At 70.0% G+C, this 20,967-nt stretch carries 20 protein-coding genes; 9 read left to right on the top strand and 11 right to left on the bottom strand.

Annotated features, from left to right (window positions below):
- The first annotated feature begins 27 nt into the window (after positions 1–27).
- From AB0C20_RS14980 to AB0C20_RS14960, 5 genes are all read left to right on the top strand, one after another.
- On the top strand, positions 28–600 hold the full coding sequence (locus tag AB0C20_RS14980) for a hypothetical protein (RefSeq protein WP_357568178.1): 573 nt from the start codon (positions 28–30) through the stop codon (positions 598–600).
- 206 nt (positions 601–806) lie between these two features.
- A complete protein-coding gene (locus AB0C20_RS14975; protein ID WP_357188224.1) occupies positions 807–1,064 on the top strand; it encodes a hypothetical protein in 258 nt (85 codons plus the stop codon).
- Positions 1,065–1,130: 66 nt separating this feature from the next.
- Positions 1,131–1,331, top strand: coding sequence for a hypothetical protein (locus tag AB0C20_RS14970; RefSeq protein WP_357568177.1), 201 nt, complete (start codon positions 1,131–1,133; stop codon positions 1,329–1,331).
- A 237-nt stretch (positions 1,332–1,568) separates the two neighbouring features.
- Positions 1,569–1,832, top strand: coding sequence for a hypothetical protein (locus tag AB0C20_RS14965; protein ID WP_357188221.1), 264 nt, complete (start codon positions 1,569–1,571; stop codon positions 1,830–1,832).
- Positions 1,833–1,844: 12 nt separating this feature from the next.
- On the top strand, positions 1,845–2,615 hold the full coding sequence (locus AB0C20_RS14960; protein WP_357568176.1) for a hypothetical protein: 771 nt from the start codon (positions 1,845–1,847) through the stop codon (positions 2,613–2,615).
- A gap of 610 nt (positions 2,616–3,225) precedes the next feature.
- Here AB0C20_RS14960 and AB0C20_RS14955 read toward each other — a convergent pair.
- From AB0C20_RS14955 to AB0C20_RS14945, 3 genes are all read right to left on the bottom strand, one after another.
- A complete protein-coding gene (locus AB0C20_RS14955; RefSeq protein ID WP_238686122.1) occupies positions 3,226–3,618 on the bottom strand; it encodes a hypothetical protein in 393 nt (130 codons plus the stop codon).
- Between the two features lie 250 nt (positions 3,619–3,868).
- Positions 3,869–4,966 (bottom strand): hypothetical protein, encoded by a 1,098-nt coding sequence (locus tag AB0C20_RS14950; RefSeq protein WP_357568175.1) that lies wholly within the window; start codon positions 4,964–4,966, stop codon positions 3,869–3,871.
- Between the two features lie 442 nt (positions 4,967–5,408).
- Positions 5,409–6,239 carry a hypothetical protein gene (locus AB0C20_RS14945; RefSeq protein ID WP_357568174.1) on the bottom strand — a complete coding sequence of 277 codons (831 nt, stop codon included), beginning with the start codon at positions 6,237–6,239 and terminating at the stop codon, positions 5,409–5,411.
- Positions 6,240–6,484: 245 nt separating this feature from the next.
- Between AB0C20_RS14945 and AB0C20_RS14940 the strand changes: the two genes are divergently transcribed.
- The gene (locus AB0C20_RS14940) at positions 6,485–6,934 is read left to right on the top strand and encodes a ribonuclease domain-containing protein (RefSeq protein ID WP_357188211.1); all 450 of its coding nucleotides are present in this window, start codon (positions 6,485–6,487) and stop codon (positions 6,932–6,934) included.
- A gap of 77 nt (positions 6,935–7,011) precedes the next feature.
- Positions 7,012–7,377 (top strand): barstar family protein, encoded by a 366-nt coding sequence (locus AB0C20_RS14935; RefSeq protein ID WP_357188209.1) that lies wholly within the window; start codon positions 7,012–7,014, stop codon positions 7,375–7,377.
- A 77-nt stretch (positions 7,378–7,454) separates the two neighbouring features.
- Here the strand turns inward: AB0C20_RS14935 and AB0C20_RS14930 are convergent, their stop codons facing one another.
- The 8 genes from AB0C20_RS14930 to AB0C20_RS14895 form a co-directional block, all read right to left on the bottom strand.
- Positions 7,455–8,948 (bottom strand): FAD-binding oxidoreductase, encoded by a 1,494-nt coding sequence (locus tag AB0C20_RS14930; protein WP_357568173.1) that lies wholly within the window; start codon positions 8,946–8,948, stop codon positions 7,455–7,457.
- A 150-nt stretch (positions 8,949–9,098) separates the two neighbouring features.
- Positions 9,099–9,824: an HD domain-containing protein gene (locus AB0C20_RS14925; protein ID WP_357188205.1), complete on the bottom strand. Its 726-nt coding sequence runs from the start codon at positions 9,822–9,824 to the stop codon at positions 9,099–9,101.
- 82 nt (positions 9,825–9,906) lie between these two features.
- Positions 9,907–11,262 carry a pectate lyase gene (locus AB0C20_RS14920; protein WP_357568172.1) on the bottom strand — a complete coding sequence of 452 codons (1,356 nt, stop codon included), beginning with the start codon at positions 11,260–11,262 and terminating at the stop codon, positions 9,907–9,909.
- 51 nt (positions 11,263–11,313) lie between these two features.
- Complete coding sequence (locus tag AB0C20_RS14915; RefSeq protein WP_357568171.1) at positions 11,314–12,528, bottom strand: Gfo/Idh/MocA family oxidoreductase; 1,215 nt, start codon at positions 12,526–12,528, stop codon at positions 11,314–11,316.
- Positions 12,518–14,011, bottom strand: coding sequence for a mannitol dehydrogenase family protein (locus tag AB0C20_RS14910; RefSeq protein WP_238686130.1), 1,494 nt, complete (start codon positions 14,009–14,011; stop codon positions 12,518–12,520). Before AB0C20_RS14910 ends, AB0C20_RS14915 begins: the two co-directional genes overlap by 11 nt.
- A complete protein-coding gene (locus AB0C20_RS14905) occupies positions 14,002–15,306 on the bottom strand; it encodes an enolase C-terminal domain-like protein (protein WP_238686131.1) in 1,305 nt (434 codons plus the stop codon). Before AB0C20_RS14905 ends, AB0C20_RS14910 begins: the two co-directional genes overlap by 10 nt.
- 2 nt (positions 15,307–15,308) lie before the next feature.
- The gene (gene uxaC, locus AB0C20_RS14900) at positions 15,309–16,739 is read right to left on the bottom strand and encodes a glucuronate isomerase (protein ID WP_238686132.1); all 1,431 of its coding nucleotides are present in this window, start codon (positions 16,737–16,739) and stop codon (positions 15,309–15,311) included.
- A 25-nt stretch (positions 16,740–16,764) separates the two neighbouring features.
- Entirely contained in the window at positions 16,765–18,093 is a 1,329-nt protein-coding gene (locus tag AB0C20_RS14895; RefSeq protein ID WP_357188200.1) for a Gfo/Idh/MocA family oxidoreductase, read from the bottom strand.
- 236 nt (positions 18,094–18,329) lie between these two features.
- Here AB0C20_RS14895 and AB0C20_RS14890 point away from each other — a divergent pair, with 236 nt between their 5' ends.
- Both AB0C20_RS14890 and AB0C20_RS14885 read left to right on the top strand, forming a co-directional pair.
- On the top strand, positions 18,330–19,460 hold the full coding sequence (locus tag AB0C20_RS14890; protein WP_357188198.1) for a LacI family DNA-binding transcriptional regulator: 1,131 nt from the start codon (positions 18,330–18,332) through the stop codon (positions 19,458–19,460).
- Between the two features lie 19 nt (positions 19,461–19,479).
- Positions 19,480–20,829, top strand: a complete 1,350-nt coding sequence (locus tag AB0C20_RS14885) for an extracellular solute-binding protein (protein ID WP_357188197.1) — start codon at positions 19,480–19,482, stop codon at positions 20,827–20,829.
- The last annotated feature ends 138 nt before the right edge of the window (positions 20,830–20,967 follow it).

Here is a 20,967-nt window from a genome sequence, read left to right as displayed (position 1 = left end):
TTGCCTGGTGCTGGCAGCCTCGACCGGGTGAGCAACCTTCTGACGCAGCTTCCGGCTCTCCTCGGCGTCCTGGTTGGCACCCTAGGCACGATCCTGGCCACCTCCCTGGCCGACCGCGCCCGATGGCGTCGCAGCCAGAGCGTCCGCTGGGACGAGCGGCGGCTCGACGCGTACGTCGACTACGCGCACGCCCTCAAGGAGAGTCACGCGGTGGCGTTGCGACTCACGGCCGAGCACCGGCCGGGATCGCGAAGCCACCCCATCGACCGCGAGGAGGGGCTGGTCCGGCTAGCTGAGGCGGACGCTCGGCGCACCATCGTCTGGGAGAACCTGCTGCTGCTCGGCGACGAGCCGACTGTCGCCGCCGCCGCTAGCTGGCGGGACGCGATCTGGCAGGTCGAACGGCTCGCCCGGGGAATCGTCGAGCCGCCATCGGACGTGGCGGAAATGCTGACCTGCGTGGACGAGGCCCGCGACGGCTACTACCGGGCGGCCCGGCGCAGTCTCGGGGTGCGCGGGGGGTCGGTGGAGCAGTCCGCCATGCTGCGGCAGGCGTTGGTTGACCGCTCCACCGCAGCGCCTGAGGTGCCCGCCGCCTGAGTGCGGCGGTGCCGCGGCTGACGCGTGTTCAGGGCGGATGCCCATTCGACGGAGATCGCTGGCGGATCGTCGCGGTAGCGCCGCCCGTTGTCGGGAGTCGAACCACACGCGCCCATGCGAGCCTCTACTTTCACGAACTTCGATGTCCTGGTCTCGGCTCGGCGTGGCGCCGTTATGCACTGTGGACAGTGATGCGAGGAGGCTTCATGCGCGGACGCAGATGGGCGACCCTGGTCACGGCGGTGGCGCTGTCGCTGGGCGGATTGGTCGGGGTCAGCGCTACTCCGGCTGCGGCGGATCCGCCGGGCGGCACGTTGCGCAACGTCTACTCCGACGGTCAGTTCTGCAACAGCTATGGCAGCGAAGGCGTTCGGACCGGCCTGTGGATCCGGTACTACTGCGAGTACCGCCAGTACGGCCCCAACGCACCCGGCTTCTACTTCCTCTGGACCTTCACCTCCTAGCGCTTCCCTCCTCGGACGGGACCGGCTCTACGAGCTGGCCGACGCGGCGCGCGGTGGGGCGGGGGCGTGTGGGTGCTCTGCCTGATGGAGGACCCGGCGCTGCTGCCCAAGCTGGACGGTGTGGTGGTGCGGGTGGGCGACAACGAGTGGATCGGCTTGCCGGACGCCTGGGTGGTCGCCCACCGCAGCATTCTGCTGTCAGCAACCGAGTCGGCCTGGTCGGCCGGGCCGGTAGGTGAAGTGGCCGGCCGACCGGTCAGTTCCTGATGGCCGTCTCCCGCCTGCCCAATCCGATCCGGTCCCGTCTACGGGACCGGACCGTCCATACCCGACGGTAACTCATCCGAAGTTCTTGATGTCGCTGCGTGAGGCTCCGTACGGTGAGCCTCCACCCGCCGCACAGTGAGCGTGGCTTGACCGTCAGCGCCGATGCGGCATGGATCGACAGAAGATCAGTCTCAGCCCCTCGGCCACCACGGGCCTGTGTGCGATGGGAGCGCGTCAATGGAATGTGTCCTGCCGTTGATCTATTTCGTCGGCTTCTTCATCGGCCTGATTTTCGTGCGAGCCAGGGCGGGGCTCGGGCAGGGCCGGATCAAGATCATTGGTGACGGCGGGGTCGGTCTGGAATGGTTCGTCGGGTCCCTGCTGACTCTGATGTTCTGGCCGGTCAGCCTGATTGTCTGGCTTGCCCGGGGTCGCCCGGAGCCACCGATTGTCTTCAACGACAAGGCGAGGGAGCGGCGTCGGCGCGCCGCCGGGATGTGAGAGGACCCGGGTATGGCGAATCACCGCGGCCATCCGGGCAAACTGCCGCCTGGCACCGCCGCCATGCTGGCGGACTTCGCCCGCTACGAGTGGTACGGCGAGCGCAGCGGCATCGGGCCCGAACAGGCATGGGGGATGCTGTCGACGCTGCTGCCGCTGAGCCGGTCCGACCCGGCCGGCCTGACTGCCGCGCTCGCCTGGGAGGTGGCCCCGCAGGGCGGCTGGTCGGCGTACGGGGCGAGCCGGGCGGTGGCCGAGCTGCTCGGCCTCGGCTTCGAGGGCGACGACGCAAAGGCCGTGCTGGACGGTGGAATCCGTTTCCTGCGCCAGAACGGCGTTCCGCCGCTGCGGGTGCGTGGTTACGAGTGGAGTCGATGGGTCGACACCGGCGGCGATGTCAACAACTGGCTCCCGACGATCCCGCCGCCGCCGCCGGAGCGGTCCGGGCTGCGTGAGCTGGCACCGGGCGAGGTGCGCCACGTCGCCACGCTGACCGCCGACCGCGATTCGAACACCGTCCACGTGTGCCGGGACGACTCAGGGGCGTACCTCGCTCTGATCGACGCGCGGTACAGCGACGAGGACCCGACCCGCTACGGAGGAACCATGCCTGGCTATGACCCGAACTGCGACAACTGCATGAAGTGCGGAACCTGCCGGGGCGCCGATGTCGTGCGGCGTACGCGCCTGGACCGGGGCAACGCTTACTACGTCGACGAAACCTGCCCGACCTGCCGCGGAGTCGGTGGCAAGTCCGCCGCCGGCAACCGCAACCACCGCTGACGGTATAGGACTGTGGATCAGCAGGCAGAGGTGCGACTCACTCGGATGCTGATGGCCGACTGCTCACGAATACTGAGCAGGTTCGCCCAGCTCCGAAGGCCCCTGACCTCGCCAGCTCGGACAGGCCAGGGGCATTACGGCTCGGCGGTTGTCAGGAACAAGTTCCCCATTGACAGTTGTGGCCCGAGGGCTTCCGCCTGAGCCCTTCAGCTTCCTTGCACCACGCGCACTTCGGTTTGCCTGCCTTGACGCATGCACAGCCCATCTTTGCCTCCTGTTTCACGTCGCCGCGCGTCATCCGCGCAAGTTCTTCTCGAACACCAGCCGCCACGCCTGCTTCGTGTCGGCGGTCGAATCGTTCCAGGCTGATATCTCGCCGCCGGCGGATGTCATCCCGCCACACCGTTTTCAACGGACCTTCTCGAACACGCTCTCAGCGGAGACGGCGCCCAGGGGTGCGAGTGATGGATGGTCGTTCAGAGGGCAGCGCGCCTTTGTCTGCCGTCACAGAATGCTGATCGACAATAGGCACCCTCCGGCCCTTCGAGTGACATGCTCCGGCTGGATGCAGCCGCCCAGCTTCGCCTGCCTGCCCTCGACGTGTCACGCTTCAGTACCGGTCGGCCCCGGTGAGAAGTTGCTCAAGGCGGTCGGCGGTCGAGGTCACGAGCGCGAGTGGCCGTTCGAACTCGTTGATGTTCAGGTTGAGCAGCGGCACGGCGTGGCGGAACGTCACCATGTCGCCCAGGACGGACATCCCACCGCAGACCGTGTTTCCGATCTCGCGCAGCGCCTGCACCACGTTGACCGAGTGCAACTCCCCGAAGGACGACTCGATCTGCACCCACTCCTCGGACCCGTCCGCCAGGGTGACATGCCAGAGCAGCACCACCTGCGAACGGAGGTTCCCGGTCTCGAAGACGAGCTTGATCAGGTCCTGCTGGTCATCGGAAATCTTGTAGTTCGACCGTACGTAGGATTTGAGGTCGGCCCAAGTCGCCATGTTGACCCTCCTATGCCGTTTCTTGGCGGAGAAGGCGCTCATGCGTCAGAACTAATTTCTCGGTCGCACCGGCCTTCTGCCCATCGTCCGGGGCAAAAGTGAGTGCACTCCACTTACAGAGAAATCGCAACCCCTGATTCACGCGCTATACAAGATCTGTCATTCGACGACGACTTTCGGACGAAAATGCGGTGGAGCTTCGGTGGGCTCAATCAGCCGCTCGGTTGCCGTCGTCCGGAGGTTGCGGCCGTCAATCCCCATTGTGGCCGGAGTGGCCGCGGTCGCGGGGCCGACCCGAGGTCAGCCGTTCGTAGAACGCGCGACAGCGATTTTTCCAGTCCAATTCCGCCTCGCTCGTCAGGCAGCGCGTGAGCAGGGAACACACGCCGTCGACCACCGCGGGATCGCTGATGTGCTGCTCGTACGTCTCGAGGGTTTCGGCCAGCCGGCGGCGGGCACCGGACTCGACAAGTTCGAGCGTGGCCATCGCGCGAACGGCGGCGGGCAGATCGATGTCGACCAGCGCCGGGATGAGGCGTCTGGCGACGCCGACGTCAGCGGCCCGGTTCGCCACCGAGATGCAGTGCGCGAAGAAGTCCGGATCGGCGGGCCGGGGTGCGTAGAGCTGCGGTAGCAGCTCGATCGCGAGTCGCTGTACGCCCTGCTCCATGCTGGACATCAGCTCGATGATGATCTCCTCGTCCGCGGCACGGTGCGCGGCGAGCACGCGGATCGCCTGCTTACGGGCGATCTTGTTCTCGAACTCGTCGACAGCGATTTCAGCGCCGACCAGTAGTTCGGACCGGCTGAGCCGAGTGCGCTCATTGAACAGCCGGACCACAGCAGCCCGCTTGTTGCGTTCCTCCATCTGGCGTAGGGCCAGTTCCGTCAGTCTGGACAGCTGACTCTTGAAGCGGTCCTTGAAGCCTCCGTACGAGAACGGGATGACGGTCAGCCGTCGCTCTGACTCCACCTCGCTGAGGATGTCGACAAGCTTCTGCTTGTCCGGGTCGAGGATTCCGGCGGCCTCTCTGGTGAGAGTCTTGTACACCTGGTAGGTCCGATCCAGGCAGAAGACCAGGGTCGGCTTCCCGATGACCAGCGCCTCCCGCAGCTCCGTCCTCCAAGTGATCTCTCCGTACGCCTCGACGATGACGAACACGCACACATGAGCGTGCCGCACGGTGTCGCGCGAGTTGGTCTCCCAGCTTGCCTGCGCATGGTTGACGTGCAGGATGTCTCCGGACAGGTAGTGCCAGACCTCCGCGTCGAAGCCGTTGGCGACGTGGATGAAGTCCTCGCGGTAGCGCTCTGTGTCGTGGGCGCCGCACAACATGATTCGGAGCATCAGCCCACCGCCCGCTTCCCTACGCGCCGATGCGGAACTCGAACAGCGCCGCGGGGATGAAGTTCCACGAGAGCTCCCTTTCTGCTCCACATGTCCACACCGGACTTGGCGCAGCACTTCGCATCGCTTCTGGACGGAGCTCGAGGACGCTGAGGTGGCTGGCCGATGGCCTGCCCATCGGCGAGCGCAGCGGCGGTAGTGGCAGCGCGGGTCGCACAGAGTGACCGGATCACGAGGGGCGACCGTCGGCTTGTGGCTGATCGGCGGCGTGGGAATGCAAAGTCTTGTCAGCTTCGTGACGCCCTGTCAATGACATTTACCAGACAGTGCCTCTGCCGATTGTTGCCCGCTGCTCCGGGGGACCCGCCCGAGTGACGTACCTCCCCGCTACCTGACCCCGGAACGCCGCAAGAGCCCCACCGAACCACCCACCATCGAGTGATCATGAAGGGGATGAATCAGGGGCCGAGCGAGTCTGTTGGGGTGGGACGGAGGGAGAGGGGGTCGGGTCGGGGTGGTGGCTGAGGAGTTCGTTGATCCAGCGTGCGGCGTCCTGCTGGGCGGTGAGCATGTGGTCACGGGCGTCGGTGATGTCCTGGTCAGCTGTCTCATCGACGTGTTCGTTCAGGATCGCCGTCCACCGACGGCTCAGCTCCTCGGCGTACCTGGCCTGCCGGAGCTGCTCGTCGAACTGGTACTCCAGCTTGACCAGCCGGTCGATGTGCGGCTTGAGTGCCGGCAGGATCCGGTCGTCGAGCCGGACGGCGGCGTCGGGTCGGCAGGTGATGACGACCTCGCCCCGCCTGTAGCGCCAAACGGGATCGTCCGCGAGCGCCCGCTGCAACGCCACCTCCAGGTCCGCTGCCCGGTTCGGCGGCAGGTCCCGGGCGGCGTCGGCGGCCAGCCGGCTCAGCCGCTGGATCGCGTTCGGTTGGAAGTACTGCACGTACCAGCTCAGCACCTCGGACCGCAGGCTCGCCGGTGACGACCAGGCGAACGTGGCGCGGATGTAGAACGAGTACACGTACCCGCGTGCGGGGACCGCGATCAGCCGGGGTGCGTCGCGTTGTTCGACGAGTGGACCGGACGGCGACGGCGCGGCAGCGGGGCCGACGGGCGCCTCGTCCTGAAGCGCGGCGACCATTCGATCCCAGCTACGCGCCCACCACCGCCAACCGCGCACACCGGCGTCGCGGGCGATGGTCAACCCGCGTACGCCCCGGCGCCGCCACTGGTCCGCGGGCCTCGGCCTCCCGTCGGGGGCGTCCGTCATGGCACCCCTCCACGGTCACGGATCCGCGTTTCACGCTAACAACCGGTGCCCGATATGCCTGCCGCCACGCCGTCACCGAGCAGACGGCATATCGACACCAACCAGACTGGTGATCATTCGGGGTTAACCCACCATTGCGGAGCAGTTGGGGTGCCGAGGGGTGTTGTCGTCGACCGGCAGCGGTGAGACTAGGTTCGGTCCGACAACCATGCGGATCGATGGATTGGATGGTCTGGAGGCAGCCTGTGTCCACCCTCGTGTCCCCGCTGGCCACGCTCGGCGCGATCCGCCGGCGTACCACCACCCTCGCCCTGCTCCTCGCCATGGTCGCCGCCGCGCTGGTCGGCCCGTCCGTGGTCTCCCCTCGATTGACCGACCCGGCCTCGGCGGCGGTCTACAGCTCCTGCACCATGAGTCGCTGCGCGGACGCCCGCACCGCCCGTTCGGGCTGGTCCGCGAAGGGGTTCCCGACCAGCCGAGGCTGGTACTCCTGGAGCGGCGGGAAGTCCAACTTCGCCGGCGGCCAGTTCTACAACTACGAGGGTCAACTGCCCACCAACGCCACCTACCACGAGTACGACGTCTACCCGCGCACCCAGGGCGCCGCCCGGGACGCGTACCGGATCGTGGTGAACCGCAGCACCGGGGTCACCTGGTTCTCGCCCAACCACTACACCGACTTCTACCGGCTCTGACCGACCTGGGGGCCGGCCGGCCGCAACCGGTCGGCCCCGCCGCGGGTCGTCGTACCGATCAGATCAGGAGGAACGTGATGGTCGACGAGCACGACGGTCGGGTGCCCGATTGGCTGATCGTTCCCCCCGACGGCGGCCTCGACGTGCCCGGCGCTGTGGTGTTGGCCGGAGCGACGACGCGGACCAGGGCCGGGTTGTTCGCCGCGCTCGCCGCCGTACTGGCCCTGCCGGCGTACCTGGGGGAGACCTGGGACGCCCTCTCCGACGTCCTCCGGGACCAGCTCGACGCCGGTCCGCTCACAGTGCTGATCACCGACGCCGGCCAACTGCTCGTCGATGAGCCGTCCGATCAGTACGGTCGGCTGCTCGCCGTGCTCGGCGACCTCGCCGCCAGCGCCCCGCACCCGTTGCGCATCGTCCTCGACGAAGCGGTGCCCTCCTGACCGGTGCTTCGAGCCCGCCGTCGGCCGCGGTGCCCGGCGGTGCGGGCGGATGCCACCCGCACCGCCGGTCATCCGGATCAGTGCGTCGCGGGCGGAATGCTCTGTTCGTACTGGAAGACGTTGTGCGGGTCGTACTTCGCCTTGATCTTGCGCAGCCGGGGGAAGTTATGCCCCCAGTAGGCCTTCTCCCACTCGGCCATGCCGATGTTCGGCACGTTGACGTAGGCGCCGTCCACGTAGGGCCGCAGCGCCTGGCTGAACTCGGCGATCCAGGTCTGGGCGAGCGGGGTGATGGCATCGTCGCTGTCGGGTTCGCCGCGTTTGCCCCAGCCCGCGCCGGGCTCCGAGTAGAAGAGCGCGTCGCGGTGCGGGAACGCCGAGCCGCCGAAGGGCTCCTGGCGTTGCGCCCCGCGGCCGAAGGCCTGGGTGAAGAAGTTGCTGTCGGGCGAGGGTGCCTTCTCCATGAACTCACGGACGATGCTGACGGCCTTCTCCGGGAACGGCTCGCGGGTGAACTGGGAGAAGAACTTCCAGTTCGCTGGATCGTCCTCGTTCGGGGTCTGGAAGCCGGCGTAGACGTCGCCCCAGTTGCCGATCTGCACGGTGACTGTGGGGTTGCCGATCGACAGGATCGGCGCCAGCAGCTTCCTGGCCTCCGCCTCGGAACCCTCCGCCAGCACCGCGAAGAACAGGATCTCCTCCGGGTGGACCTCGAGCTGGCTGCCGAGGCGCGGGTCGGTGAAGGGTGCGACGCGCTGCCAGGTGTCGAAGACCTCGTGCAGGTCGTCGAGACCGGGCCAGGTCACCTGCAGGTACGCGACGCTGGTGAGCGGAGCGGCCTTGTAGGTCAGGGAGGTGACGATCCCGAAGTTGCCGTTGCCCGCTCCGCGCAGCGCCCAGAGCAGGTCCGAGTAGTTCCACGGGTCCACCTCGAGCACCTTCGCCCCGTCGGCGCCGGCCGCCACGACGATCTCCGCGCCGATCAGGTTGTCGCAGGCCATCCCGAGGTAGCGGGTGAGAAAGCCCAAGCCGCCGCCGAGGGTGGCGCCGGAGAGGCCCACTGTGCCCTCGGTGCCCGTCGTCGCCGCGAGGTCGTGCTCGCCGAGGGCGGTCACCGCCTCCGACTGGGTGAGCCCCGCGCCGACCTTCGCCGTGCCGGTGGCGGTGTCGATGTGGACGTCCTTCAGCTCGCTGACGTCGATCACGATGCCGTTGTCGACGTTCGACCAGCCTTCCAGGTTGTGTCGGCCACTGCGTACCCGCAGCGCGACGTTGTGCTGCCGCGCCCAGGTGAGCGCGTTGACCACGTCCTGGGTCTCCTGAGCGAAGACGATGACCAGCGGATAGTGCACGAACAGCTCGTCCCAGCCGAGGCTGGCCTCCGCGTAGTTGGGACTCTGCGGGCGGACGATCCGGCCGGTCAGCTGTGCCGGCGGGAACTTCGTGTCGGAGGGCCACCCGGGACCGTCGGCCGCGATCGCCGAGCTGCCGGCGATCACGCTCGGGATGGCGACCGCTCCGGCGCCGACGGCCGTCGCCCTGAGCAGATCACGACGGGAAAGGTCGCGCATGGTCCGAATCCTCTCGATTGGTGACACGCCCGAAAGATGAACCGAGAGGGAAGTTTCCTCTCATCTGGCGCAAACCAACCGTAATGCCCGAAGCCATCGGGCAGATCTGAGAACTTGTCACGGAACCCGGTCGGGTGATCCGGGGACGGATCAGTTCGGAGCGGGCTGGTCCAGGATGGCGCTGAACCGCTCCTCGGCGAGGTCAAGCTGGCCGAAGATGTGCCGCTTCACAGCGGGCGACAACGGGGTGTCCGGTCGGCCGATCAGGTCCCGGAACAGCGGCACCAGCGGCCGGTACTTCCGGGCCGACGAGATCACCTTCGGCCCGACCGTGTGGATCACGCCCACCCCGTTGTCGGTGAAGTCCGACACCTTGATCACCCGGGCCCAGGGCTCCCGGTCCAGACTGACCGCCAGATGCTCCCGGTACTGCGCGTTGCGGTCCCGCTCGGGGTCGTAAACCGGATTGGTGACGGCGGCGACCAGGGTGGCCACCCGTGGCCCGAACCGCGCGGCGAGCGCGGCCAGGGCGGCCCCGGTCGGGTCGGTGCCCGGGTCGCCGCCGGCCAGCTCGACCGGATGGTCCTCGACGGCGTCGTGCAGCAGACCGGCGACGATCACGTCCACGTCCCGCACCTGGTAGTGGTGCATCAGCCTGATCGCCACCCGCAGCAGGTGGTTCAGGTACGGCTCGCGGACGCGTCGATCGTCGCGGTGCAGTTCGGCGGCGAGGTCGAGCGCGGCGGTCAACCGCGCCCGGGCTGCGTCGTCGAACTGCTGGACCTCCAACCGGAAACGTTCCAGCAGGCCCGGTTCGCCGTGGATCTCGGTGATCGCGTGCATCGGCATGCTGCCCAGGTGCGGCGGGAAGTCCATGCGTCACTTATAGCCGATCTTCCCCACATCGATGAGCCCGTACGTCGCCGACCCGACGGCGAGTCGCGGGCGCGCCGAGCCGTCAGGTCGGCAGGCGGTTGGCGCCGGCTAGTGGGTTCACGAGGAGGGGGACCAGCCGCGTCGGCAGGACCGGGTCGCGGCGCAGGGTGGGCGTCCACCCCGCGTCTCCGGCCAGGTCGGGGTCATGATTCGCGTTGTACGCCGCCAGCAGGTCGACCGGTCGGGCCGCCCCGCCGCCCTGGCGGACCCAGGAGCCTCGCTCGGTCACCGCGGTGCCGCCCCAGTCGTAGAGCAGGTCCGCCGGGTCGACCGCCGCGTCCAGTGTGAAGAAGTTGTTCTGCGCGTAGATCGCCGACTGGACACCGACGCCGAGCGCGTACTGGAAGTCGTCCCCGCCGAGTCGGTAGTGGTTGTTGTAGATGTCGACCTGACCGAAACGCACCCGGGGCAGCCGTTGCAGGACGCCGTCGAAGAGGTTGTGGTGCAGTGTGACCCGCAGCCGGCCCACGTCCGGGCCGACGGTGTTGGACGAGCCGATCAACAGCAGCTTGTCCCGACCCGTGAAGCGGTTCCAGGAGGCGGTGACCAGGCTGGCGGTGTGTGTGACGTCCAGCGACCCGTCGTGCACCTGGTACGGCCGACCGAAGTACACCGGCTGGGCGCTGTCCGGGTTGTCGCCGTCGGTGAAGGTGTTGTGGTCGACCCAGACGTTCTCGCTGCGGCGTACCGAGATCTGGTCGTACTGGCTGTTCCAGTTGCCGGCGTCACCGTCGGTCGGCGACCAGGCGGGGAAGCAGTCCCGGGCGTCGACCAGGGTCAGATTGCGCACGATGACGTTCGACGCCCGGTCGATCATGAGGGTGAGGCCGGTCAGTCGAGCGCCGCGCAGCCCGACGATAGTGGTGTTCGGGCCGACGTTGATCTGAGTCTGCCGGGTCTGGTTGGTCACCGAGCGCACCCGAGCCTCCTCCAGCGGCCCGCTCGGTGGCACCCGTCCCCACACCGCCGGGTCGTACGCGGCCAGGTAGGCGTCCAACCGGTAGGCCGGGTCGGCCAGGTCGTCGCAGCTCAGCGGCGTGCCATCGGGTCCTTCGAAGCCGTCGATGGCGCCGTCGACGTAGATGAGCTTCGGGGTGGCGTTGCCGGCGTTGCCGGCGTTGTCGCCTCCCAGCGCGGCGACCAGCTCGGCCCGGTCGTGGACCACCCGGGTCCGCTCTGGGGTGGCCGCCGAGCCGCCGGTGGTGCCGGGGCCGTCGGCCGCCCAACCGTCGCGCTCGGGCAGCGTCTGCCGGCCGAGGTGGTCGGCCAACCAGGAGAGCCGGTCGGCGGACGGGACGTCCGGACGGGCAGCGGCGGCGGCCGGCGCGGCGCCGAGGAGAAGGGCGACCACTGTGGCGCCGCCGAGGATTCTGCGCATCGACTCACTCCGTTCGTTTGTGGTGGAGGTCCGTCCACGTGGTGTCTCCCGTTATCCGGCCAGCTCGGCGCGGTACGCGCCGGACGCCCACGGCACCCCCAGTTCGCTGGGCAGCGCCCCCCGCTCGGCCGCCCGGCGCAACACGTCGACGACGCCACGCAGGTGGCGGACCCGCTCCCCGCCCTCGCCGAGGGTGGTCACCAGCTCGCCGTCGAGCAGTCGGGGCTCCGGCGCGGGCCGCAACGCGTCCAGCAGTGCGGTGAACGGTGCGGTACGGGCAAGCGGTGCGATCAGTGGCACGCCCGACGGGTCGAGCCGGTGGGCGAGCAGGTTCTCCAGCAGGCCCAGCCGCCCCGGCACCCGGCGGGTCACCACGTCCCCGGGCAGGCGCAGCCGGTCGGTCGGGTACTCCAGCACCGCCTGTCCCGTCGTACCGGTCACCACCACCTCGCCCGCCACGAACTCCTCGGCGGCCAGGGTCACCGCCACCAGCACCGGCGGCCCGGCGCGGAACCGGACCCGCAGCACTGCGGTGTCCTCCACCTCGATCGGCCGGACCCGATAGCGTTCCACCTCGATCGCGACCGGCCACGGCGTCGCCCCGGCGAGCGCCTCGGCGATCGCCAGGCACTGCATCACCGCGTGCGCGAGCGGGTTGACGAGCGCGCCGTCCAGCACCGGGCGGCCGTCCACACTCCGTCGACCGGCCCAGGGGGAGCGGGCGTAGTAGGCGTCCGGCCGTTGCCAGGCGGCAATGGTGGAGATGCCGGTGACAGTGCCCAGCCGGCCGGCGGCCAGCGCGTCGGTCAGCGCGGTGAGGGCCGCCGAACCGAGCGCCTGGAAGCCGACCTGGGCCACCCGACCGGCGGCGGTGAGAGCCCAGGTCAGCTCCTCGTGCTCGGCCAGCGACAGCACCGGCGGCTTCTCCAGCAGCAGATCCGCGCCGGTGGCCAGGGCGTCGCGGGCGATCGCCAGGTGGGTGTGCGGTGGCGTGCAGATCACCACCACCTCCGGTCGGGTGGCGGCGAGCATCGCCCGGTGGTCGGTGAACACCGCTACCCCGGGCGGCACCGGGGCGGCCGGGTCGTCCTCCACCGGCCGGACGTCGACCAGGGCGACCAACCGCAGCCGACCGGCGTCGTGCAGGGGCGCGATCACCCGCCGGTGCCAGCGACCGTGCCCGTTCGCCCCGATCACCGCCACCCGGGGCGGCGGGATGGCCCCGCTCACCGCCGACCGGTCCGGGTGGATGCGGTCACCGGGCACCGGCCAGTGTGGCCTCGACGCCGTGCCGCTCCAACGCGGTCAGCCAGGCGATCACGTCGGCGCGGACCTCGTCGTCCTCGGCCACCTCCATCGGGAAGACGTCGCGCAGCGCGAATACCGCGTCGACAGCTCCCGCCGGGCTCTGCGCCCCGGCATCCAGCGCGGCCCGGATCGGCCCGGCCAGTGGGTCCTGGAGCGGCAACGGCCGGCCGTCGTCGGCGTACCCCAGCGCGAAGCGCAACCAGGACGCCACTACCAGCGCGCCCCAGCGCGCGGACCGCCCGGTCGCGCGCAGGTCGGCGATGGTGTGCAGGACGCGCTGCGGCAGCTTCTGGGAGCCGTCGATCGCCACCTGGAGGTTGCGGTGGTGGATTGCCGGGTTACCGAACCGGGCGAGGGCCTGCTCGCCGTAGTCGACCACCCGCACCCCGTCCGGGGGAGTGAAGCTGGCCGCCACGTCCTCGGCGATCAGCCGGCGCAGCACGTCACGCAGGTGCGGGATCTCCAACGCGTCGGCGATCGTCTCCCGACCCGCCAACGCTCCGAGGTACGCGATGGCGGAGTGCACCCCGTTGAGTGCGCGGAGCTTCAACCGCTCCCAGGGGCCGGCGTCGTCGGTGAGCACAGCCCCGGCGAACTCCCAACCGGGCCGACCGCCGGGGAAGTCGTCCTCGATCACCCACTGCGCGTACGGCTCCGCGGCCACCGCTGCCAGGTCGGTCACGCCGAGCGCCCGCCGGGCCGCAGCGATCGTCTCCGGGGTGCTGGCCGGCACGATCCGGTCCACCATGGTGCCGGGGCAGGTGACGTTGCCGGCCACCCACTCGACCAGCCCGGCGGGCATCCCGCCGGCCCGGCCGACCGCCTGGTCGAGCATGCCGCGCAGTCGTCGACCGTTGGCCGGCAGGTTGTCGCAGCTCACCAGGGCCACCGGCCCGGCGTCCGCGGCGGCCCGGGCGGCCAGCCCGCGCAGCAGCAGCCCCGGCACCGTGGTCGGCGGTCCGCCGCCGGCCAGGTCCGCGGCGAGCGCCGAGTCCGGGGACAGTCGGCCGGTCACCGGGTCGAGTTGGTACGCCTTCTCGGTGACGGTCAGGGTCACCACGCGGACGGCCGGGTCGGCGAGCAACGCCACCACGGCGTCCGGGTCGCTGGGCGCGTGCCGGACACCGCTCAGGGCGCCCACCACCCGGGTGGAACTGCCGGCCGCGGAGAGGGCGCTGACGCTGAACAGGTTGTCCTGCGCGGCGATCGCCTCGACCACAGCGGTGCTGCGCGGGGCGACGGCCACGATGCCCCAGTCACCCCCGGCCGCGCCGACCGCGGCCTCGGTGAAGACGGCCTGGTGGGCCCGGTGGAACGCGCCCAACCCCAGGTGTACGACGCCGGTCGGCACGGTGCCCGGCCGGATCAGCGGGCGGGCCTCGGCGGGCAGCCGGCGCAGCATGCCCATGCCGAGCCGGGAGGCCCCGACGGTCACCGCCATGCCGGACCGTCCGGGAAGCGGAACTCGGTGATCGACGCCGGCTTCATCGTGGCGCTGTAACCGGGCCGTTCGGGCAGCAGGTAGCGGCCACCGCGGGTCCGCACCGGATCGACGAAGTGTTCGTGCAGATGGTCGACGTACTCGATCATCCGACCATCCAGACCGGTGCCCACCCGCAGGTAGTCGAAGATCGCCAGGTGCTGGACGTACTCGCAGAGGCCCACGCCGCCGGCGTGCGGGCAGACCGGTACGCCGAACTTCGCCGCCAGCAGCAGCTCGGCCAGGACCTCGTTGACGCCGCCGACCCGGCAGGCGTCGACCTGCATCACCCCGATCGCCTCGGCCTGGAGCAGCTGTTTGAAGATCACTCGGTTGGCGGCCACCTCCCCGGTGGCCACCCGGCAGCGGCCGGCGGTCAACTCGGTCACGGCGCGGGCGATCCGGGCGTGCCCGAGGATGTCGTCGGCGTGGGTGGGCTCCTCGATCCAGTACGGGTCCACCTCGGCCAGTGCCGCCATCGCGGTGATCGCCTCGTCGACGTCCCAGACCTGGTTGGCGTCCATCATCAACAGCGCGTCCGGGCCGATCTCCTCGCGGATGATCCGGGCTCGCCGCAGGTCGTCGGCGAGGGGGCCGCCGACCTTCATCTTCATCGCCCGCCAGCCGTCCGCGTACGCCTGCCGGGTCAGCGCCCGCACCTTGTCGTCGGGGTAGCCGAGCCACCCGACCGATGTGGTGTACGACGGGAAACCGTCACGTTCGAGGATGGCCAACCTGTCGGCCAGCCCGTCGCGTCCCTTGTCGAGGATGGCGGCTGCCTCGTCCGGGGTGAGCGCGTCGGTGATGTGCTTGAAGTCGACGCTGGCCACCAGGTCCTCGGTGGGCAGGTCGGCGAGGAAGCGCCACATCGGCTTGCCGGCCAGTGTGGCCCGCAGGTCCCACACGGCGTTGACCAGCGCGCCGGTCGCCATGTGGATGACGCCCTTCTCCGGGCCCAGCCAGCGCAGTTGCACGTCCGCGCTGAGCGAGCGCCAGAACGCCACCGGCTCGGCCGTGATCTCCTCGATGGTGCGGCCCTGGACGTGGTGGGCCAGGGCACGCACCGCCGCGCAGGTGATCTCGTTGCCCCGGCCGTTGGTGAAGGTGAACCCGGCACCGGTCGGGCCGGCGTCGGTGCCCAGCTCCACGTACGTCGCCGAGTAGTCGCCCCGGTTGATCGCGTCGGAGCCGTCGCCCCGGGCGGCGGTGGGGAACCGCACGTCGTGCACCTCGACGGAGGTGATGGTCACCGTCACCGTTACTCACCTTTCCCGAAGTTGAAGACCCGCTTGGGCAGCCGGTACGCCAGGTCGACGATGGTCTCGGCGGCCTCGTCCATCGGTAGCCGGTGCTCGGCGACGAGCCGGGCCAGGAAGCCGGCGTCCACCCGGCGGGCCACGTCGTGGCGTACCGGGATGGAACAGAACGCCCGGGTGTCGTCGACGAACCCTGTGGTGTTGTAGAAGCCGGCGCTCTCGGTCACCGTCTCCCGGAACCGGCGCAGCACCTCCGGGGAGTCCAGGAACCACCAGGGCGCGCCGAGCAGCAGCGCGGCGTACCCACCCGCGAGGGGTGCCAACTCGCGGGTGAAGGTGTCCTCGTCGAGGGTGTAGAGCACCAGCCGCAGCCGGGGGTCGTTGCCGTAGCGCTCCAGCAGCGGGGCGAGCGCGTGCACGTACTCGGTGGCCTGCGGGATGTCGCCGCCGACGTCACGGCCGTGCCGGGCGTGCAACCACCGGTTGTGGTTGCGCACCGCGCCGGGGTGCAGCTGCATGACCAGGCCGTCGTCGAGCGACATCCGGGCGAACTCCACGAGCATGTGCGCCCGGAACGCCTCCGCGTCGGCGGCGTCGGCCTCGCCGCGTCGGCCCCGGTCGTACAGTCGCCCGGCCTCGGCCGGGGTCAGGTCCAGGGTGCGCGCGGTGGGGTGGCCGTGGTCGGAGGAGGTGGCGCCGGCGGCGATGAACGCGGCGCGTCGGGCCCGCAGCGCCGCCAGGTAGCCGGCGTACGTGCCGGTGTCCTCACCGGCACGGTCGCCGAGACGGTCCACGTTCGTCGACCAACCCTCGAACTCCATGTCCACGACGTCGTCCGGGCGGAACGTGGTGACCACCCGGCCGCCCGGCCCACCCCACCCGTCGGCGGCGAGCTTGGCGTGCTGCGCGAGATCGTCCAGCGGCGACTCGGTGGTGGCGAGGACCTCGATGTTGAATCGCTCGAACAGCGCCCGGGGTCGGAAGTCCGGCTCGGCGAGCCGGGCCGCGATCTCGTCGTAGAGGGCGTCGGCGGTGCTCGGGCGAAGCGGGGTGTGCACCCCGAACACGGTGCGGAAGGTCTGCTCCAGCCAGAGCCGCGACGGGGTGCCCCGGAACAGGTGCCAGTGCGCGGCGAAGCGTCGCCAGATCACCCGGCCGTCGGTCTCCACCGGGCTGCCGTCGCGGGTGGGCACCCCCAGATCCGCCGGGGGTACGCCCTGACTGAGCAGCATCCGGGTCAGGTAGTGGTCGGGCACGATGAGCAGCTGCGCCGGGTCCGGGAAGGGGCGGTCCTCGGCGAGCAGGGCCGGGTCGACGTGCCCGTGCGGCGAGATGATGGGCTGCTCCGCCGCCAGGGCGTACAGCTCCCGGGCCAGCGCGCGCTGGCCCGGCTCGGGTGGCAGGAGCAGGTCGGTGTGGTCGAACGTGGGCACGGAGTGGGGCTCCTCGTCTCCTGTGTCAGCGGGGGGTGAGCAGGTCGGCGACGCGAACGGGTTGGCCGGTCTCGAAGGACCGGTTGGCGGCCAGACCGGTGAGCAGGGCCAACGCGCCGTCGTCGGCGGTCGCGGCGCGGCCCAACGGGTCGGGTTGACCGCCGAGGAGCACCCCGGTCATCCGGGCGTCCGCGCCGCCGTGCCCGTGCCGACTGCGACCCTCCACCGGGATCTGCCGGGGCGGGGCCCAGAACGGGCGCAGGGTAAGCGTCGCACCACCACCCTCGGCCGGCGCCTCGGCGCCGTGCAGGGCGGCGCCCTTGACCGCGCCGGCGGTGCCCCTGTCGACGTGGTCGTTCTCGGCCACGTCCAACTCGAGTCGGCCCCGGCTGCCGTTGACCATCACCCGGTAGCCCTCCCAGGGCGCGTAGGCGGTGAGGTGGTAGGTCATGGTGGCGCCGGTGGAGTAGCGGGCCAGCACCGCCATGTCGTCCTCGATGCTCACCCCGGGCGCGAAGACGTTGCGGTCGCGCTGGTAGCCGTCCTCGGCCTCGGCGTCGAGGTACAACTCACGCAGCCGGGGGTGCGCGTCCAGGCGCAGCGCGAACGGATCGTCGGCGGCGGCGGGGGAGCCGTGCGCCCTGTCGTAGTCGCGGGCGTAGCCGTGCCGGCGACCGTCCTCGCCGTAGAAGAAGAGTCGGCCAGCCGCGTACACCTCGACGGGCGTGGCGGCCAGCCACCAGTTGACCAGGTCGAAGTGGTGGCTGGCCTTGTGCACCATCAGCCCGCCGGAGGTGGCCTTGTCGCGGTGCCAGCGGCGAAAGTAGTCGGCGCCGTGGCGGACGTCGAGCAACCACTCGAAGTGCACCGAGCCGATCTCGCCGACCGCGCCCTCGGCGAGCAACCGGCGAACCTGTTCGTGCAGCGGGTTGTAGCGGTAGTTGAAGGCGACAGTCACCCGCCCACCGGTCTCGGTGACGGTGTCCAGGATCCGCCGGCACCGGGCCGCGTCCACTGTCATCGGTTTCTCGGTGACGACCTCCCGACCGGCGCGCAGCGCGGCCACCACGTACTCGTCGTGGGTGACGTCCACGCTGGTGACCAGGACGACGTCGACGCGCTCGGAGTCCAGCATGGCCGCGAAGTCACCGGCCGGGTACGTGGGCACCGGGCGGTGACCCAGCTCGCCGAGCCAGCGGTTGTGCGCGTCCATCCGGGCCTGGTTGACGTCGGCGAAGGCGACCAGCTCGGTGGTGTCGGCGTGGTCGAGCACCAGCGCCCGGACGAACATCTCGGCCCGCGCGCCGGTGCCCACGACGGCGTACCGGACTCGTCCGGCGGCTCTCGGTGACATGCGGTCGCCTCCCGTGGTGCTGCAAAGGTTTGCAATGAAGTAATCACGATCGATCCGTTCGCGTCAACGACGACAGCGGGATCGGCGTCATTTGTCAGCGTTTGGGGGGCCGCAGGTGACCAAGGGGAGTGTGGGTGCAACGAAGCCGTAATCATTGACCGTTGACACTGGCGCAACCGTTTGCATTAATGGGCCACACCTGCGTGACCGCCACCACATCGGACGAAGGGGCCGCCGTGCCAGTCACCATTCGGGACGTCGCTCGGGCGTCCGGTGTGCACATCTCCACCGTGTCCCGCACGTTCTCCGCTCCACACCTGGTCAACCCGGAGACCCGGGTCCGGGTACTGGCCTGCGCGGAGGACCTGGGCTATCGGCCCAACCGCGCCGCACGGGCCCTGATCACCGGGCGGACGCACAACATCGGGCTGATCATCGCGGACATCGCGAACCCGTTCTTCCCGCCGCTGATCAAGGCGGCGGAGAGTCAGGCCCGGCACCGCGACTACCACGTCTTCGTGGCCGACACCAACGAGGACCCGACCGCCGAGGAAGAGCTGGTCCACGCGCTGGCCAAGCAGGTGGACGGGGTGCTGCTGTGCAGCCCTCGGATGAGCAACAGCCTGATCGAGCAGCTCAGCCGCGAGGTGCCACTGGTCGTGGTGAACCGCCAGGTGACCGGTTTGCCCTGCGTGCTGATGGACGTCGGACAGGGCGCCCGGTCGGCGATCGAGCACCTGGTGGGCCTGGGGCACCGCAGCATCGCGCTGCTCGGTGGCCCGCGCAGCTCGTGGACCAACCGGGAGATGCGCCGCGCCGCCGGCGTGGCCGCCCGAGCCGGTGGCGCGGAGCTGACCATGCTCGGCCCCAACGCGCCCACCGAGGTCGGCGGCTCCGCCGTCGCCGAGCAGGTGCGACGCAGCGGGGTGTCGGCAGTGCTCGCCTACAACGACCTGATGGCGATCGGCCTGATCGAGGGGCTGGACGCGCTCGGGGTTCGGGTGCCGCAGGAGGTGAGCGTCGTCGGGGTCGACGACATCACCCTGAGCCGGCTGACCCGCCCCAAACTGACGACGGTGGCCACACCCACCGGGGCCGCCGGCCGGACGGCCGTCGACATGCTGCTGCAACAGGACATCGAGTCACCGCGCGGTGCGCGGGGGTCCGGTGCCGGCACGGCGCTCGGCGTCCGTCGTACCACAGCACAGGTAATGCTCCAGACCGACCTGGTCATCCGCGACTCGACCGGCCCGGGCCCGTACGCCCGACCGGCACGTCCCCTGGCCGCACCACGTGGCCCGGGCCCGCATTGCCCTGCGGACCCGGGCATCCCGACTGCGGCCACCGGTGACGCCGTCGCCTCCTAATGCCGAGGAGTGAGCGCACATGCACCCCGCAACGCCCCCCACCACTGCCGCGCCCGTCGGGCGCGCCCACCGTACCCCGCTGCCTCGGCGGCGCCTGCTGCGTGGCCTGCTCGCCGTGACTGTCGCCGCACCGCTGATGTTCGGCGCCGCCGCCTGCGGAGACGACGACGGCGGCGCCGCCGACCCGAACGCCCCGGTCAAACTCTCCATCTTCTGGTGGGGTGGCGACGCCCGGGCCAAGCTGACCGAGGACGCCCTGGCCCTCTACACCAAGAAGCACCCGAACGTGACCTTCGAGAAGACCTGGCAGGCCAACCAGGGCTACTTCGACAAGCTGGCCACGCTGACCGCCGGCGGCAACCCGCCGGACCTGTTCCAGATCGACGACAACTACCTCGCCGAGTACGCGGCCCGCAACACCACGCTCGACCTGACCTCGTACCAGGAGTCCGGGAAGCTGGACACGTCCAAGTTCCCGGAGAGCCTCTGGCAGTACGGCGTTGTCGACGGCAAGCTCGCCGGGCTGGCCGCCGGGGAGAACACCCAGGGCCTGGTCTACAACAAGACGCTGTTGACCACTAACAACCTGCCCGAGCCGACCACCGGGATGACGTGGGAGCAGCACATCGCCTGGGCCGAGCAGGTCACCGCCAAGACCAAGGTGCCCGGCACCCAGGACCCGAGCGCCGACTACAAGGCGTTCTGGGTCTGGCTGCGCCAACAGGGCAAGGACCTCTACCAGGGCAAGGAGCTGGGCTTCACCGCCGAGGACGTGACCAAGTGGTTCGACCTGTGGAAGGGCGCCCGGGACCGCAAGGCCACCCCGAGCGCCGACGTCATCCACGAGGGCAACTCCAGCGACGTCACCAAGCAGTTGGTGGTCACCGGCAAGTCGGCGACCTCCTGGGTCTGGGCCAACCAGATGCCGGACCTGAAGAAGAACACCAAGGACGAGTTGGGCGTGATCGCCTACCCCGGTGACCCGAGCGCGCAGTGGGCCCGAGCCTCCATGTACTGGTCGGTGTTCAAGGGCAGCAAGAACAAGGACGTCGCGGTCGACGTGATCAACTTCCTGAACAACGACCAGGAGGCGGTCAAGCTGCTCGGCACCGACCGCGGTCTGCCGTCCAACCTGGACCTGCGCCGCGTGGTCAGCGACGACACCACCGACCCGGCCATGAAGCAGTCCATCGCCGTCGAGGCGGAGCTGACCCAGAAGTTCGGCAAGTCGCCGCAGGTACCGATCAAGGGCCACAGCAAGGTGAAGTCCGAGCTGATCAAGGCCGCCGAGAACGCGCAGTACGGCCGGGCGACCCCCGCCGAGGCCGCCGCCCAGTTCATCGAGGCGTGCAAGTCCGCCATCGCCTGACCGCGCCGCGAGGCGAGGAGAGGAGCTGTTCGTGGCGTTGACAGCCGGGTTGCTCGCGCACGCCCTCGACCAGGCCCTGTCCGCTCCCCAGCGCTGGTCGGCGATCACCGCGGACCCGGGGCTCGTCCCCGCCTTCGT

The sequence above is a fragment of the Micromonospora sp. NPDC048843 genome, from assembly GCF_040649965.1.
Lineage (GTDB): Bacteria > Actinomycetota > Actinomycetes > Mycobacteriales > Micromonosporaceae > Micromonospora > Micromonospora hortensis.
This window is presented reverse-complemented; position numbering and strand designations above follow the sequence as displayed.

Bases quoted from the DNA above. Each gene is read 5' to 3' on its own strand.
- AB0C20_RS14965 (WP_357188221.1), top strand. From the start codon at position 1,569: ATGGAATGTGTCCTGCCGTTGATCTATTTCGTCGGCTTCTTCATCGGC.
- AB0C20_RS14920 (WP_357568172.1), bottom strand. From the start codon at position 11,262: ATGCGCAGAATCCTCGGCGGCGCCACAGTGGTCGCCCTTCTCCTCGGC.
- AB0C20_RS14975 (WP_357188224.1), top strand. From the start codon at position 807: ATGCGCGGACGCAGATGGGCGACCCTGGTCACGGCGGTGGCGCTGTCG.
- AB0C20_RS14955 (WP_238686122.1), bottom strand. From the start codon at position 3,618: ATGGCGACTTGGGCCGACCTCAAATCCTACGTACGGTCGAACTACAAG.
- AB0C20_RS14950 (WP_357568175.1), bottom strand. From the start codon at position 4,966: ATGCTCCGAATCATGTTGTGCGGCGCCCACGACACAGAGCGCTACCGC.
- AB0C20_RS14930 (WP_357568173.1), bottom strand. From the start codon at position 8,948: ATGCGCGACCTTTCCCGTCGTGATCTGCTCAGGGCGACGGCCGTCGGC.
- AB0C20_RS14910 (WP_238686130.1), bottom strand. From the start codon at position 14,011: ATGGCGGTGACCGTCGGGGCCTCCCGGCTCGGCATGGGCATGCTGCGC.
- AB0C20_RS14945 (WP_357568174.1), bottom strand. From the start codon at position 6,239: ATGACGGACGCCCCCGACGGGAGGCCGAGGCCCGCGGACCAGTGGCGG.
- AB0C20_RS14960 (WP_357568176.1), top strand. From the start codon at position 1,845: ATGGCGAATCACCGCGGCCATCCGGGCAAACTGCCGCCTGGCACCGCC.
- AB0C20_RS14925 (WP_357188205.1), bottom strand. From the start codon at position 9,824: ATGGACTTCCCGCCGCACCTGGGCAGCATGCCGATGCACGCGATCACC.
- AB0C20_RS14885 (WP_357188197.1), top strand. From the start codon at position 19,480: ATGCACCCCGCAACGCCCCCCACCACTGCCGCGCCCGTCGGGCGCGCC.
- AB0C20_RS14895 (WP_357188200.1), bottom strand. From the start codon at position 18,093: ATGTCACCGAGAGCCGCCGGACGAGTCCGGTACGCCGTCGTGGGCACC.
- AB0C20_RS14935 (WP_357188209.1), top strand. From the start codon at position 7,012: ATGGTCGACGAGCACGACGGTCGGGTGCCCGATTGGCTGATCGTTCCC.